Source organism: Streptomyces sp. NPDC050085 (genome assembly GCF_044460595.1).
GTDB lineage: Bacteria > Actinomycetota > Actinomycetes > Streptomycetales > Streptomycetaceae > Streptomyces.
Genome location: NZ_JBITJZ010000018.1, coordinates 15,487 through 29,582, shown reverse-complemented (window position 1 = coordinate 29,582; position 14,096 = coordinate 15,487). Strand labels below are relative to the sequence as shown.

Annotated in this window: 13 protein-coding genes and 1 tRNA gene; 8 read left to right on the top strand and 6 right to left on the bottom strand. The window is 72.7% G+C overall.

The genetic code is table 11. From position 1 onward, the window contains the following. Positions 1-15: 15 nt before the first annotated feature. Positions 16-861 carry a GNAT family N-acetyltransferase gene (locus tag ACIBUY_RS37950; RefSeq protein ID WP_399155069.1) on the bottom strand — a complete coding sequence of 282 codons (846 nt, stop codon included), beginning with the start codon at positions 859-861 and terminating at the stop codon, positions 16-18. Between the two features lie 98 nt (positions 862-959). Between ACIBUY_RS37950 and ACIBUY_RS37945 the strand changes: the two genes are divergently transcribed. From ACIBUY_RS37945 to ACIBUY_RS37925, 5 genes are all read left to right on the top strand, one after another. Further along, entirely contained in the window at positions 960-1,742 is a 783-nt protein-coding gene (locus ACIBUY_RS37945) for an SAM-dependent methyltransferase (RefSeq protein ID WP_399155068.1), read from the top strand. Between the two features lie 115 nt (positions 1,743-1,857). Further along, a complete protein-coding gene (locus ACIBUY_RS37940) occupies positions 1,858-2,034 on the top strand; it encodes a hypothetical protein (RefSeq protein ID WP_365578079.1) in 177 nt (58 codons plus the stop codon). Between the two features lie 337 nt (positions 2,035-2,371). Beyond that, the gene (locus ACIBUY_RS37935; RefSeq protein WP_399155067.1) at positions 2,372-3,628 is read left to right on the top strand and encodes an Ig-like domain-containing protein; all 1,257 of its coding nucleotides are present in this window, start codon (positions 2,372-2,374) and stop codon (positions 3,626-3,628) included. Between the two features lie 161 nt (positions 3,629-3,789). Further along, a complete protein-coding gene (locus tag ACIBUY_RS37930; RefSeq protein WP_399155066.1) occupies positions 3,790-4,992 on the top strand; it encodes a hypothetical protein in 1,203 nt (400 codons plus the stop codon). After that, a complete protein-coding gene (locus ACIBUY_RS37925) occupies positions 4,989-6,143 on the top strand; it encodes a hypothetical protein (protein ID WP_399155065.1) in 1,155 nt (384 codons plus the stop codon). Before ACIBUY_RS37930 ends, ACIBUY_RS37925 begins: the two co-directional genes overlap by 4 nt. A 15-nt stretch (positions 6,144-6,158) precedes the next feature. Here the strand turns inward: ACIBUY_RS37925 and ACIBUY_RS37920 are convergent, their stop codons facing one another. Both ACIBUY_RS37920 and ACIBUY_RS37915 read right to left on the bottom strand, forming a co-directional pair. Continuing rightward, the gene (locus ACIBUY_RS37920) at positions 6,159-7,619 is read right to left on the bottom strand and encodes an NAD-dependent succinate-semialdehyde dehydrogenase (protein ID WP_399155064.1); all 1,461 of its coding nucleotides are present in this window, start codon (positions 7,617-7,619) and stop codon (positions 6,159-6,161) included. 61 nt (positions 7,620-7,680) lie between these two features. Next, positions 7,681-8,934: an aspartate aminotransferase family protein gene (locus tag ACIBUY_RS37915; RefSeq protein ID WP_399155063.1), complete on the bottom strand. Its 1,254-nt coding sequence runs from the start codon at positions 8,932-8,934 to the stop codon at positions 7,681-7,683. 229 nt (positions 8,935-9,163) lie between these two features. Here ACIBUY_RS37915 and ACIBUY_RS37910 point away from each other — a divergent pair, with 229 nt between their 5' ends. After that, positions 9,164-10,264, top strand: coding sequence for a mechanosensitive ion channel family protein (locus tag ACIBUY_RS37910; RefSeq protein WP_399155062.1), 1,101 nt, complete (start codon positions 9,164-9,166; stop codon positions 10,262-10,264). A 120-nt stretch (positions 10,265-10,384) separates the two neighbouring features. Here the strand turns inward: ACIBUY_RS37910 and ACIBUY_RS37905 are convergent, their stop codons facing one another. Both ACIBUY_RS37905 and ACIBUY_RS37900 read right to left on the bottom strand, forming a co-directional pair. Further along, complete coding sequence (locus ACIBUY_RS37905; RefSeq protein WP_399155061.1) at positions 10,385-11,272, bottom strand: aminoglycoside phosphotransferase family protein; 888 nt, start codon at positions 11,270-11,272, stop codon at positions 10,385-10,387. A 35-nt stretch (positions 11,273-11,307) separates the two neighbouring features. Beyond that, entirely contained in the window at positions 11,308-12,717 is a 1,410-nt protein-coding gene (locus tag ACIBUY_RS37900) for an MFS transporter (RefSeq protein WP_399155060.1), read from the bottom strand. 144 nt (positions 12,718-12,861) lie between these two features. On the opposite strand from ACIBUY_RS37900, the gene ACIBUY_RS37895 reads away from it, so the two are divergent. Continuing rightward, the gene (locus tag ACIBUY_RS37895) at positions 12,862-13,314 is read left to right on the top strand and encodes a hemerythrin domain-containing protein (RefSeq protein WP_399155059.1); all 453 of its coding nucleotides are present in this window, start codon (positions 12,862-12,864) and stop codon (positions 13,312-13,314) included. Between the two features lie 63 nt (positions 13,315-13,377). On the opposite strand, the gene ACIBUY_RS37890 is transcribed toward ACIBUY_RS37895, so the two are convergent. Continuing rightward, positions 13,378-13,451: transfer RNA gene (locus ACIBUY_RS37890), tRNA-Pro, on the bottom strand. A 99-nt stretch (positions 13,452-13,550) separates the two neighbouring features. On the opposite strand from ACIBUY_RS37890, the gene ACIBUY_RS37885 reads away from it, so the two are divergent. Then, entirely contained in the window at positions 13,551-14,048 is a 498-nt protein-coding gene (locus ACIBUY_RS37885; protein WP_365578059.1) for a DUF309 domain-containing protein, read from the top strand. The last annotated feature ends 48 nt before the right edge of the window (positions 14,049-14,096 follow it).

The window sequence follows — 14,096 nt, the reverse complement described above, 5'->3', positions numbered from 1 at the left end:
CGACTCCCTTGCGTGTCAGCCGAGTTCGAGCGTGGTCACCCCGTACACGCGGGACTGGGCGAACGGCCGGACGGGCCCCGTGTACATGCGGGCCGTCTCGAACCCGGGCGGCAGGCCGCGCGTCTTCATGAGCGCGATGCCCTCGGTGTTCGTCGCCGGTACGTCGACGGACACCGGCTCCCCCACGGGCGCGAGGGCGTCGAACAGGGCCCGCGCGTCGTCGGCGGTGTCCGCGAACAGCGGGCCGATGCGGCGCCCGTCACGCCCGGGGCGCGCCACGCCGTACCCGGTGACCTGCCCGTCGGCGACGCGGGCGAGTGCCGTGTGTCCCGGCGTGGTCAGCCAGGACTCGAGGAAGCGGGGGCGGTCGGCGGGGTAGCAGGCGCTGTCGTACGCGAGGACCGGCGCGAGGTCGTCGCCGACCGGCACGATCCCGGCGGCGTGCACGTCCGGGGTGCCCGTCGGGATCCCGGTGAAGCGGACGGTGCGGTGGGCGAGCCGGAACCCGGACCTGCGGTAGTTGTCCTGCTGGGCGACGACGCCGTCGAGGCCGACGGTGCGCTCGCCCGCGTGCCCGAGCCCGGCCCGCCAGGTGGCGATGCCGTGCCCGCGGCCGCGCAGGTCGGGACGGACGAGGTAGCAGCCCAGAAAGGCGTACGCGGGACCGTAGTTGACGACCGAGATCGCGGAGACGGGCTCGCCGTCGATCCGGCCGAGGAAGAAGCCGTCGGGGTCCTGCGCGAAGAAGCTGGGACCGTCGGCGAGCCCGGGGTTCCAGCCCTCGTCGGCGGCCCAGCCCCGGATCACGGGCCAGTCGTCGATGCGGGCGCGGGAGATGTCGAGGCGCTGGGGGCCGGTCATGCCGCCATCCTCTCCGATCGCACCCCACGCGTCACATCCGTACGGCAGGATGATCGGACGTACGCTCGAACAGGCCGCGCCTACCAGGGAGTTGCCCCATGATCGACACCAGCAAGCCGCACCCGGCCCGGGTGTACGACTGGTTCCTCGGCGGCAAGGACAACTATCCGGTGGACGAGGCGCTCGGCCGGCAGATCACGCAGATGGAGCCGACGGCCAAGTACGGGGCGCGGCACAACCGCTGGTTCATGCAGCGCGCGACGCGGCTGCTCGCGGCACGGGTCGGGATCCGCCAGTTCCTCGACATCGGCACCGGCATCCCCACGGAGCCGAACCTGCACCGCATCGCGCAGACCGCGGCGCCCGAGTCGAGCGTCGTCTACGTCGACAACGACCCGATCGTGCTCGCCCATGCGGAGGCACTGCTGCGCGGCACCCCCGAGGGCGTGACGCGCTATCTGCAGGCGGACGCGCGCGAACCGCACCGGATCCTCGAACTGGCGGCGGACATACTGGACTTCGACCGTCCGGTCGCCCTCTCCCTCATCGCGCTGCTGCACTTCGTCCCGGACGAGCAGGGCGCGTACGACATCGTGCGGACGCTGGTGGACGCGCTGCCCTCGGGCAGCCACCTGGTCCTGTCGCAACTGGCGTCCGACTACGACCCGGAGCGCACGCAGCAGGCCGTCGCCATGTACGCGGCCGGGGGCGTCACGCTCGTGCCGCGTTCGCGCGAGGAGATGACGAAGTTCTTCGAGGGACTCGATCTCCTCGACCCGGGCGTGGTCTGGCTGCCGGACTGGCATCCGGAGCTGGCCGTCGACGAGGAGCGGGACGGGACCACCGTGCCGCTGTACGCGGGGGTCGCCCGCAAGCCCTGACACCCGCAGTCCGGTGGGGCCCGGCGGGTTGCCCGGGATGGCGAACATCACACATGGCGATGACCACGTGACGGACCGGAGCGCACAGTCGCACCGATCCCCTACCCTCGTTCACATGTCCTCCACTCCCGCCCCGCGTTCCGCACGGTCCGCCGACGTGGTCAACGAGCAGATCCGTGACCTGTGGGCGCGCACCGGCGGTCAGTTGACCGCCGAGGAGCGGGCGGAGTACGAGGCACTGGTCACCGAGTGGGCGACGGCCGTCGGCGACGGGGCCGTGCAGCGGGCCTGAGGCCCCGCACCCCACCCGCCCCCACCTGCTCTTACCTGCTCTTACCTGCTCTTCAGGACTGCGGCCTGCTGCCGTGGTTCGCGGCGTGCTTGCGGCGGGCCTTCTTCTTGCGGCGTCGCTTCGAGGACATGGCGCTCCTTACGGGTCCAAGTCGAACAACTCGGGCATTTCACCCACCACCCTTCCACAGGGCGTACGACGCCGCGATCCCGGCCGGTGGCGGCCGACGGCACCCTCAAAGGAAGAATTAAGACAAGCACCCCATTTTCCAAGGATTCCCCCAGGTCACGCGGGCAGCATGCGACACCGCAAAGGCCATGGATCAGGAAGGCTCGGTGTGGGCGTCTCTCGGGTGCGGACAGCAGACGGTACGGCGGCGGCCTGGTCGCGGCGCGGAGTGCTCGCCGCGCTGGGAGCGGCTTCGGTGGGGGCGGTCGCGGGCTGCTCCGCACAGAAGGCCGGCGCGCAGTCGGGATCGGGGGCGGGGTCGGGGTCGGGGTCGGGGTCGGGGTCGGGCAATGGCTCCGGCCGCGCGGCGAGGGTCGCCGTCGTCCCCGCCGACGGCAGCAAACAGGCCGCCTTCGGCAGCCCGGTCACCGTCACGGCCACCGACGGGACCCTGTCCAAGGTCAGCGTCACCGCGGCCGACGGCACGACCCTGAAGGGGTCGTTCGACGACGCGCGCACCACGTGGACGTCCTCCGCCCACCCTTCGTCGGGCACGGACTACACGGTGAGCGCCACGGTCGACGGCACGTCCGCCGCGCACACCAGCCGTTTCACCACCAAGAAGCCGGGCGCCACGTTCGTCGGGTACTTCACCCCGGAGGACGGTTCGACGTCCGGCGTCGGCATGCCCGTGTCCGTGAACTTCACGAAGGCCGTGACCGACCGGGCCGCCGTGCAGAAGGCGATCACCGTGACCGCGGACCCGGACGTGGAGATAGCGGGGCACTGGTTCAGCGACACCCGGCTCGACTTCCGGCCCGCGTCCTACTGGGCGGCCGGCACGAAGATCACGCTGAGTCTGCGCCTGAAGGACGTCGAGGGCGCCGACGGGGTGTTCGGCACGCAGGACAAGGACGTCACCTTCCACATAGGCCGCGAGCAGATCAGCGTCGTCGACCTCAAGGCGAAGTCGATGACGGTGCGCCGCGACGGCGCGGAGATCGCCACCTACGACGTCAGCGGCGGCGACGCCGAACACACCACGTGGGCCGGGAAGATGGTGATCTCCGAGCGGTTCGAGGAGACGCGGATGGACTCGACGACGGTGGGCCTCGGCGACGAGTACGACATCGACGACGTCCCGCACGCCCAGCGGCTGACCGCGTCCGGCACCTTCATCCACGGCAACTACTGGGCGTCGCCGTCGATCTTCGGCACGAGCAACACCAGCCACGGCTGCATCGGGCTGCGCGATGCCCGGGGCGCGGACGACGCGTCGACGCCGGGCGCGACGTTCTACCAGAGCTCGATGGTCGGCGACGTGGTGGAGGTCCGGCGCTCGGGCGAGGAGACCGTGAACCCGGCGAACGGACTCAATGGCTGGAACATGTCGTGGGCGGACTGGCAGGCCGGCAGCGCGGTGTGAGCGTGCTGGGGCGCCGGTGAATCCCTGGGGCGTGGCGCATGTTCCGCGCCAGATGTTCACAGGTTCTCCGTAAGGCGTTGACGGGGCCCGAGGCCCTCTGACAGGGTCGCCAGGCCCGTGACGCCGCCCCTGCCCGAGGGACCGAGGAGGTCCCAGCCCCGATGAACCCCAGCTGTGAATCCGCCCGACCGTCCGACCGGAACGCCGACGCCTGGCGGCTCTTCGCGGAGCGGCACTGGGCGAGGGAGCCGGTGGTCGTTTCGGACGGGCCGCGGCCGGGTCTCGACGCGGCGGGAGCGCACCGCCTCCTCGTCGCGGCGTCCCGAGCACCGCGACCGGTGCGGATACGCCTCGCGGTCGGGGACGGCGAGCTGAACGAACCCGGGCCGCTGCTGCCCGCACCCGAGGACCGGGACCTGGCCGGGTACGCCGCCCGGCTGTCCGGTTCCGGCCAACCGACCGGCGGCGGCTGGCTGTTGACCGCCCGGCACCCGCTGATCCTCGACTTCCCGCTCTGGTCGCGGGTGCGCGACGCCGTCGCGGGCCTGTGGCAGTGCGTCGGCAGACCTCCGCTGCCCGTGACCGCCGAACTGGCCGTCGGGGCGCGGCACCACGCCCCCGAGGACTTCGGCGCACGCCCCGACACGGCGGCCCTCACCTGGGTCCTGGACGGTGCGCTGACGGTGCGGGTGCGCCCCGAGCACACCGGCACCGAGTTCGAACTGCACGCCGGGGCCGGGGACCTGGTGCACTGGCCCGCGGGCAGCACGCACCTCGAGGACCGTACGCGGCCGTGCACGACGCTGCGGCTCGCCGTGCCCGCCCGCACCGCCTCGGCCCTGCCCTACGTCGGCGAGGTGCTCGGGGAACTGCTGCGGCGCGCACCCGGCTCCGCCGACGCACCGCCCACGCTCCCCCATCCCGCACAGGCAGGTCCCGACGGGCATCTGGTGCCCCCGCCGCAGTTCACCGATCCCGCCCGGCGGTACGTGGCAGCCCTCGCGGGCGAGGAGCCCGAGCGTGCGCTGCTGCTGCGCTGGGCGGCCCTGCGCTCGGCCGCCGGTCTCGATCCGGCGCCGCCGCCCCGGCCGCGCGTCCCGCTCGCCGCGCACCACCGATTACGGCGGACCACCGCGATCCTGCGCACCCGGGACACCGCCGGAACCCTGATCTGGGCCGCCCACGGGCACGCACGACGCGGCGCGGGACCGACGACGGACCGCGTCCTCGCTCATCTCGCCACGGTCGACGAGACCGCCGTCGCCCCGCTCGCGGCCGCCTGCGCCGTGCCGCCGGACGACCCCGAACTCCGCTCCCTGGTCGACGAGTTGTACCGCGTACGCGCCCTGGAGCTGGTGCCGTGAGCCCGGTTCCGATACCGCCCGTCGACGTCATGGACCGCTTCGACCAGGACCTCTTCCTCGCACGGTACTGGGACCGGCGGCCGGTGCTGATCCCCGGCTCCGGGCTCGGACCCGCCCCGTTCGACGCGCACGAGGTCTTCGAAGGGGCCGTCATTGCGGCGCAGCGTCCCGCGGCCGACCGGGTGGGCTTCACGCTCGGGCCGCGGCTGCTGCGCGACCCCGGGGATCTGCTGCCGCAGCCGGAGGACGGCTCCTTCGCGCGCTACGACCGGCGGCTGCTCCGCCAAGTGGAGCGCGAGCCGTTCGCCCTGCTCGTGCGCGGACTGCACACCTGCCACCATCCGGTCTGGCTCAGGGCCCGCGCGTTCCTCGCGCAGCTGTGGGACCGCGTGGGCCAGCCACTGCTCGGCGCGACCACCACGCTGTTCCACGGCACGACCAGCCCCGGCCGGCTGCCGTACATCCGCGGCGCAACGTTTCTGTACACCTTGCTCGGGCACCCCCGCATCCGCCTCGGACCGGACGGGCAGGGGTGGTCCGCCCGCCCCGAGCCCGGCGACCTGCTCTACTGGCCGGCCGGTCTGCCCTACGCCGCGGAGCCCTGCAGTCCCCCGGCGGCGGCCGTGCACCTCGGGGTGGGCCGGACCGCGCCCCGGCCCGGCGAGGGGTTGCGCCAGATGCTCGCGCCGGGCTCCAACCCGGCGTCCCCGCAGGGCCGTTGGGGCGGCGACGACATCCACGTACGCGAGGAGGACGGCCTGCACGGGCTGCCGCCGGTCCTCGCCGAGGCGCTCGCCCACCACCGGGAGGCGGCGCGGCCCGCGGCCCTGGAACGGTCGCTGGCGCGCCAGGCGCTGCGCCACGCCACCGACGGCGGCCTGCGCCCGGTGCCGCCGCCCGCCCGGCCCGGCTACTTCACCGACGACGACGCCGTGCGCGCGGTCGAGCGGGTGCTGTGGACCGAGGCCGCGGGCCGCCGGCTCGTGGCCGCCTGCGGGCACACCCTGGAGACGGACCTCACCGCACCCGAACTCTCGGCGCTGCTCGGCCTGTTGAACTCGGGGGCCGAGGTCGCCGTGGGTGAACTGACGCCGCCCGCCCGGTCGTTGCTGTCCCGGCTCGCGGGGTTCCGGGCGGTCGTGCGCCTGTGAGCGGCCGCCCGCCCGTCACGAACCGGTGGGCACGGCCAGGTACTTGTACTCCAGGAACTCCTCGATGCCGACCCGGCCGCCCTCCCGGCCGAGCCCCGACTGTTTGACGCCGCCGAAGGGGGCCGCGGGGTTGGACACGAGGCCGGTGTTGAGTCCGACCATGCCGGTCTCCAGGCGCTCGCCGACGCGCAGCGCACGGTCCAGGTCGCGCGTGAAGACGTACGACACCAGGCCCCACTCGGTGTCGTTCGCGGCGCGCACGACGTCGTCCTCGTCGTCGAACGGGAACAGTGCGGCGACGGGCCCGAAGATCTCGGTGCCGGTGAGCTCGGCGTCGCGCGGGACCTGGGCGAGGACGGTCGGCGGGTAGAAGTTGCCTTCTCCTGCCGGGAGTTCACCGCCGGTGAGGATCTTCGCGCCGCGCTCGACGGCGTCGCGCACGAGCCGCTCGACCTTGGCGCGGCCCGCCGCGTCGATGAGCGGTCCGACGTCGGTGCCGGATGTCGTGCCGTCCCCGACGGTCAGGGCCGACATCCGCGCGGTCAGCCGGGTCGCGAACTCCTCGGCGACGGAGGTGTGCACGAAGATCCGGTTCGCGGCGGTGCACGCCTCGCCCATGTTGCGCATCTTGGCGACCATCGCGCCGTCGACGGCCGCGTCCAGATCAGCGTCGTCGAACACGATGAACGGAGCGTTGCCGCCGAGCTCCAACGACGTACGGACGACGGTGTCGGCGCACTGCGCGAGCAGGGTCCTGCCCACCTGCGTCGAGCCGGTGAAGGACAGTTTGCGAATGCCGCCGCCGCGCAGCAGGGGTGCCACGAGGGCGGCCGCGTCGGACGTGGTGACGGTGTTGAGCACGCCGGGCGGCAGACCGGCCTCGCCGAGGATCGCGGTGAGGGCGAGCGTGGACAGGGGCGTCTGGGGAGCGGGTTTGAGCACCATGGTGCAGCCCGCGGCGACGGCCGGACCGATCTTGCGGGTCCCCATGGCGAGCGGGAAGTTCCAGGGCGTGATCAGCAGGCAGGGGCCGACCGGCTGGCGCAGGACGAGGTGCCGGTTGCGCCCGTCGGGGCTGGTGGCGTAGCCGCCGTCGATCCGGACCGCCTCTTCGGAGAACCAGCGGAAGAACTCGGCGGCGTACGCGACTTCGCCACGCGCCTCCGCGAGGGGCTTGCCCATCTCCAGGGTCATGAGGAGAGCGAGCTCCTCGGTGCGGGCGAGGATGATCTCGTGGGCCCTGCGCAGGATCTCGGAGCGCTCGCGCGGGGCGGTGCGGGCCCAGTCCTGTTGCGCGGTGACGGCCGCGGCCAGGGCGCGCTGCCCGTCCTCGGGGCTCGCGTCGGCGACGCGGCACAGGGTGGTGTCGGTGGCGGGGTTGTCGACGGGCATGGTGCGGCCGCTCGCGGCGGGCTGCCAACTGCCGCCGATGTGCAGGCCTTTCGGGACGTTCTCGATCACGTGGGTGGTGGTCATGTGAGCTCCGCCGTAGTGGTCGGTCGGTGGTCGTGGGCGGGGCGCTGGCGCCTTCCCCGCATCAGTCGGTCGCCGTGGCCACCGCGGCGCCCCACAACCGCAGCGCCTCGTCCACCTGGTCCTCGGTCACCACGAGGGCGGGAATCATCCGTACGACGTTCCCCCACGGGCCGCACGTCAGGAGCAGCAACCCCTCGTCGGCCGCGGCCTGTTGGGCGCGCAGCGCGGTCGCCGCGTCGGGCTCGCCCTCGGCCGTCGTGAACTCGCTCGCCAGCATCAGGCCGAGCCCGCGCACGTCACCGATCGCCGGGGTCTTCGCGGCGACGTCCTCCAGGCCCGCCCGCAGCCTGGTGCCCATCGCGGCGGCGTTGGCCACCAGGCCTTCCTCGGCGATGACGTCGAGGGTGGCGCAGGCCGCGGCGCACGCCACCGCGTTGCCGCCGTAGGTGCCGCCCTGCGAGCCGGGCCTGACCCGGTGCATCAGCTCGGCGGACGCGGCGATCCCGGACAGCGGGAACCCACTGGCGAGGCCCTTCGCGGTGACCAGGACGTCGGGCCGCACGTCGAAGTGGTCGTGGCCCCAGAAGCGCCCGGTACGGCCGACGCCGGTCTGGATCTCGTCGAGGATCAGCAGGATGCCGTGGCGGTCGGCGCGCTCGCGAAGTCCTTGCAGGTAGGCGGTGTTGGCGGGGACGTAGCCCCCTTCTCCGAGGACGGGTTCGACGAGGATCGCGGCCGTGTCGTCGGGATCGGACACGGTCTGCAGCAGATGGTCGAACTCGCGCAGCGCGAAGCGGGTGGCGGTCTCCTCGTCCCAGCCGTAGTGGAAGGCGTTCGGGAACGGGGTGATGGCGACGCCCGCCATCATCGGGCCGAACCCGGTGCGGATCTTCGTGCCCGACGTGGTGAGCGACGCGGCCGCGACGGTACGCCCGTGGAAACCGCCGTGCGCCACCACGATGTTGGGCCGCCCGGTCGCCTGCCGGGCCAGCCGCATCGCCGCCTCGACGGCCTCGCTCCCCGAGTTCACGAAGAACAGGCTGTCGAGGCCGCTCGGCAGCACGTCGCCCAGCTTCTCGACGAGGCGCTGCAGCGGCTGGTGCAGGACGGTCGTGTACTGGCCGTGGATCAGGGTGGCCACCTGCTCCTGCGCGGCGGCGACCACGCGCGGATGGCAGTGCCCGGTACTGGTGACCCCGATCCCGGCGGTGAAGTCCAGATAGCGTCGTCCGTCGATGCCGTAGAGGTGGACGCCTTCCCCGCGCTGCGCGACGACGGGGGTGGCCTGGCGCAGATGCTCGGACAGTTGGGTCATGACTCCAGCGTCAGTGCCGGGCCGAAGAGGAGTCAATGGGTCATGTGTGACGATCCGCCGGAGCCGACGGGGAGTGCGCCGGGGATCGGCGCATGGGGCAGGATGACGTGCGCGCCCGCCGCCGCTCGAATCGACGGTGCGCGCCGCCCGATCCCCGAACAAGCAGGTACCACGTGACGAAACATCACATATCCACCCCCATCGCCGAGTTGCGCCCGGGAGGTGTCCGATGACCCGCGGTCTCGAACTCCATGACCTGATCGCCGCCGGCGTCGCGCTCGTCGCGGGGCTGATCGGCGGGCTGCTGCTGCGCACGCTGCTGCGCTGGCTGGGCGACCGGGCCAGCCGGACGCGATGGGGCGGGGACGATGTGATCGTCGACGCGCTGCGCACGCTGGTGCCGTGGGCCGCGTTCGCGGCGGGCGCGGCGGTGGCCGCCGAGGCGCTGCCGCTGACCACGCGCACGGGCCGCAACGTGAACATGGCGCTGACCGCGTTCGTGATCGTCGCGGCGACGCTGACGGCGGCCCGCGTCATCACAGGTCTGGTGCGGGCGGTCGCACAGTCCCGGGCCGCGGTGGCGGGTTCGGCGACGATCTTCGTCAACATCACGCGCGTCATCGTGCTCGCGATGGGCTTCCTCGTCGTGCTGCAGACGCTGGGCATCTCCATCGCGCCCCTGCTCACCGCCCTCGGCGTCGGCGGTCTGGCGGTGGCGCTCGCCCTGCAGGACACCCTCGCGAACCTCTTCGCGGGCGTGCACATCCTCGCCTCGAAGACCGTGCAGCCGGGCGACTACATCCGGCTCAGCAGCGGCGAGGAGGGCTACGTCGTCGACATCAACTGGCGCAACACCGTGGTCCGTCAGCTCTCCAACAACCTGGTGATCATCCCGAACACCCAGCTGTCCGGCACGAACATGACCAACTTCAGCCGCCCGGAACAGGAGATGACCCTCACCGTGCCGGCGGGCGTCGGCTACGACAGCGACCTGGAGCACGTCGAGCGCGTGACGGTGGATGTCGTGACCGAGGTCATGAAGGACGTCGAGGGCGCGGTCCCCGACCACGAGCCGCTGGTCCGCTTCCACACCTTCGGCGACTCCCGGATCGGCTTCAACGTGATCCTGGGCGTGGGCGAGTTCAGCGACCAGTACCGGATCAAGCACGAGTTCATCAAGCGCCTGCACCAGCGCTTCCGCGCCGAGGGCATCCGGATCCCGTCACCGGCCAGGACGGTGGCCCTGACGCAGGGCAGCGCCCAGGTCGTCATCCCGCATCAGCGGGACGCGTCGGACGCCGCAAGCCCTTCGATCACGCCGACCAGGTAGGCCGCCGACGGGACGGAACGGGGCGGGGGCGGTGAGCAGCGGGGCCAGGCCGGAGTCCGCCTGCGGCCCGGAGGCCGCCCCTGCCTCGTACGCGGGCAGCCCGTTCGGCACCGGCGTCCCTCAGTCGCGGCATTCGGCCAGCACCTCGCCGATGACCCGCTCGGCGGTGCGCGCCATGAAGGGGTTCTTCCCTTCGTAGTAGGCGAGTTCGGCCGCCGCGATGCTGAGTGCCCAGCCGCGGGCGCGGGCCCAGGTGTTCTCGTCCTGTCCGACCGCCGCCCGGAAGGTCTTCCGTTCCGGCTCCTGGAGGACGTACCAGGCGCAGATCAGGTCGACGGCGGGTTCGCCCAGGCCCATGCAGTCGAAGTCGATGACGGCGCTGAGGCGGCCGTCGGCGACGAGGAGGTTGCCGGGCTGGAGGTCGCCGTGCAGCCACACCTCGGGCAGCGTGCCCCGCGACGCGCCCAGCGCCGTGTCCCAGACGGCGAGGGCCGCGTCGGCGTCGATCCGTCCGGCGAGTTCACCGATGAAGCGGCGCGTGTCCGCGTCCCGGTCGGGCAGGCGCTCGTCGCGGTAGGAACGGGGCGCGCCCGTCGTGTCGATGCCGCGCAGCGCGGTCACGAACGCAGCCAGGTCCTCGGCGAGCGCCTGCGGGTCCGTCAGGCTGCCCACCTCGGGCGGCTCCCCGGTCAGCCAGCGGTGGATCCGCCACGGGTGGGGGAACCCGCGGCCGGGCTTGCCCTGGGCGACCATCACCGGTACGGGGAACGGCAGTTGCCCGGCGAGCACGGGCATCCAGCGGCGCTCGTCCTCCGACAGCTCCCCCGGCACCCGCGGCATCCGCAGGGCGTACTCGTCACCGAGCCGGAACAGGACGTTCTGCGTGCCGTCCGCGTCGACGTACCGCAGCGGCAGTGCGGCCCACTGCGGGAACTGGTCCTCGAGGAGCGCGCGCACCAGCGCCTCGTCGATGTCGGGTTCGTCGTCGTGCAGCTTGCGGACGTCCATGGTCACCTTTCCGGCTCGAGACGGGTTGCGCGAGACTACCCGGACCGTCCGCTGCGGCTCGCCTCATTTTCCGTCGCCGCGCTCTCCAGTGCCTGCCCGTTCGTACGCGGCCCGAGCCAGGCCACGTTGACGCACAGCAGCACCATCAGGACGGCGCAGCCGGCGAACATGCCCTCGGCGCCGAAGGCGCCGAGCACGCTCAGGCCCACGAACGGCAGCACGCCGCCGGTGAGCCGGGAAAGCGAGTAGGCGATGCCGACGGCTCCGCCGCGCAGTGCGGTGGGGAACAGCTCGGCCTGGTAGACGTGGAAGGCGTTGGAGAAGACGTTCTGGGTGAGCGTCATGAGCACCCCGGCGGTCACGATGCCCGCCGAGGAGTCGGCGGTACCGAAGGCGAGACCGAACACGGCAATGGCGGCGGCCGACACGACGACCAGCGTCCTGCGCTCGATCCGCTCGATGAACAGCACGGAGACGGCGGAGCCGACCGGGTAGCCGAGGAAGCTGAGCGCCGTGTACGTGAGCGAGTCGACCACGTCGTGTCCCTTGGCCATGAGCACGAGCGGCGCGAGCGAGCCGAATCCGTAGTAGCCGACGGTCTGGAGCACCTGGAAGATCCAGAGCATGACGGTGCGGCGCAGATACGGCGGCCGGAACAGCGCCCGCACGGACGCACTCCCGGGCTCCCCCTCGCGCGCGGGCAGCGGCGCCGACGGCAGGGGCGGTGTGATCCCGGCGCGCCGCTCCACGTCGGCGACGACACGGTCCGCGTCCGTGTACCGGCCCCGGCTGCTGAGCCAGCGCGGCGACTCGGGCAGCGAGCGCCGCAGCACCCACACGAAGGCGGCGCCGACACCGCCGAACACCAGCAGCCAGCGCCACCCGTCGATCCACAGGTGCCGGCCGGCGACGAGCTGCCCGCCCAGCAGCGCAGCTACCGGCGCCCCGCAGAAGCCGAGCGTGTACGCGACGGCGACGAACCGGCCGCGGACCCGGCCGGGCAGCAGTTCACTGACGTACGTGTCGACGAGCGGCAGTTCGGCGCCGAGGAAGAGACCGGCGACGACCCGCAGGACCACGAGGGTGGCGAGGTTCGGCGCGAAGGCCGCGGCGAGCGAACTGACGCTGTAGCCTGCGAGGTTGACCATGAACAAGGGCTTGCGGCCGAACCGGTCCGCGGCCCGCCCGAGGAACACGGCGCCCGCGAACATCCCGAAGAACGGCGCCCCGACGAGCAGCGCCTTGGCGTCCTTGTCGAGGCCCCACTGCCCGGTGAGCACCCCGCCGAGCACGCCGCCCAGGAAGACCTCGTACAGGTCGAAGAACGTGGCGAGTCCGGCGAGCAGGGTGACGCGCCAGTGCCAGGCCCCGACGGGTACGGCGTCCAGCCGGGCGGCGACGCCGGGCCAGACCTCCCGCCCGGCCCCGGTGTCCGTCCCGCTCACGCCAACCGCCGCGCCGGCCATGCCCGTTCCCACCCTCGCGCTCACATCCCGCTTGCATGCTGGTTACACGCATGTTGCCACGGGTGGCGGCGCCGGACGAGAGCCTCCACGATCTCCCCCCAGGACTGACGTATCACTGACCCCATGTGCCACTACTGCGGTTGCCGGGACATCCCCCTCATCAAGGAGTTCATCGCCGAGCACGAGCGCGTCACGGACGCCGCCGGTGACGCTCTGCGGGCCCTGGAGCGCGGCGAGCCAGAGCAGGCCCGCGCCCTTGTCGACACGATGGCGGCCGAACTCGCGACGCACTGGCGCGGCGAGGAGGACGGCCTGTTCCGTGCGATGCGCGCGGACCCCGAGTACGCCGACTACATCGCGGCCCTGGAGGGGGAGCACCGTGAACTGGCCGCGCTGCTGCCCGCGTTGGACCTCACGGACCCGGCCGACGTACGCACCTTCACCGAGGCCGTGGACGAACTGCACCGGCACATCGCCAAGGAGGAGGACGGCCTGTTCCCCGCGTCGCTGACCGCGTTGTCCGGCGAGGACTGGAACACGTCGATGGCTGCGTGGCGCGCGGCACACCCGGCCTGAACACGACGATGGGGCCGCTCCGGATCTCTCCAAAGCGGCCCCACGGCCTGCGACTTCGTAAAGTCGGGACGACAGGATTTGAACCTGCGACCCCTTGACCCCCAGTCAAGTGCGCTACCAAGCTGCGCCACGTCCCGATGTCCTCCGCGCTTCCGGTGTCCCTTCCGGCGGCGACAGACAGAACAATACCCCAAGCTCACGGCTGGTTTGAAACCGGTTCTGCGACCCTCGTAGACATGAGCACACCGCGCAGCGCCGACCGGGACCGCGACGACGAGGGCCGCGCCCGCAACGCCCGCCCCCGCGACGGCCTCGGCCGCCCCCTCCCCTACGGCGCCCCGGGCGTCGCCCGCCAGCCGGAGGGCGTCGTGCGCACCGCGGCGGACACGGTCACCGAGGCGCAGGCGCTCCTCGACGCGGGCCGCCCGTTCCACGCGCACGAGGTCTTCGAGGACGCCTGGAAGTCGGGCCCGGACACGGAACGCGGCCTGTGGCGCGCCCTCGCCCAGACGGCAGTCGGCCTCACCCACGCGGCCCGCGGCAACACGACGGGCGGCGCGAGGCTGCTCCGCAGAGGAGCGGACGGGCTGGAGTCCTGGCGGGGCACACCCCCGGGCGGGCTCGACGTGGCGGCGGTGACGACCTGGGCGAGAGAGCTGGCGGACCGAGTGGCCCAGGACGGCGAGCCGATCGAGGCCGCGTCCCGGTCCCCCCGGCTCAGGGGAGGTGCCTGAGGGGCGCGGGGCTGTATCGATCAGCGGCTCCGCCGCGGGGCGCGAGCG

Coding starts and splice junctions, on each gene's coding strand:
- ACIBUY_RS37950 (WP_399155069.1), bottom strand. CDS start 861: ATGACCGGCCCCCAGCGCCTCGACATCTCCCGCGCCCGCATCGACGAC.
- ACIBUY_RS37945 (WP_399155068.1), top strand. CDS start 960: ATGATCGACACCAGCAAGCCGCACCCGGCCCGGGTGTACGACTGGTTC.
- ACIBUY_RS37940 (WP_365578079.1), top strand. CDS start 1,858: ATGTCCTCCACTCCCGCCCCGCGTTCCGCACGGTCCGCCGACGTGGTC.
- ACIBUY_RS37930 (WP_399155066.1), top strand. CDS start 3,790: ATGAACCCCAGCTGTGAATCCGCCCGACCGTCCGACCGGAACGCCGAC.
- ACIBUY_RS37920 (WP_399155064.1), bottom strand. CDS start 7,619: ATGACCACCACCCACGTGATCGAGAACGTCCCGAAAGGCCTGCACATC.
- ACIBUY_RS37915 (WP_399155063.1), bottom strand. CDS start 8,934: ATGACCCAACTGTCCGAGCATCTGCGCCAGGCCACCCCCGTCGTCGCG.
- ACIBUY_RS37910 (WP_399155062.1), top strand. CDS start 9,164: ATGACCCGCGGTCTCGAACTCCATGACCTGATCGCCGCCGGCGTCGCG.
- ACIBUY_RS37905 (WP_399155061.1), bottom strand. CDS start 11,272: ATGGACGTCCGCAAGCTGCACGACGACGAACCCGACATCGACGAGGCG.
- ACIBUY_RS37895 (WP_399155059.1), top strand. CDS start 12,862: ATGTGCCACTACTGCGGTTGCCGGGACATCCCCCTCATCAAGGAGTTC.
- ACIBUY_RS37885 (WP_365578059.1), top strand. CDS start 13,551: ATGAGCACACCGCGCAGCGCCGACCGGGACCGCGACGACGAGGGCCGC.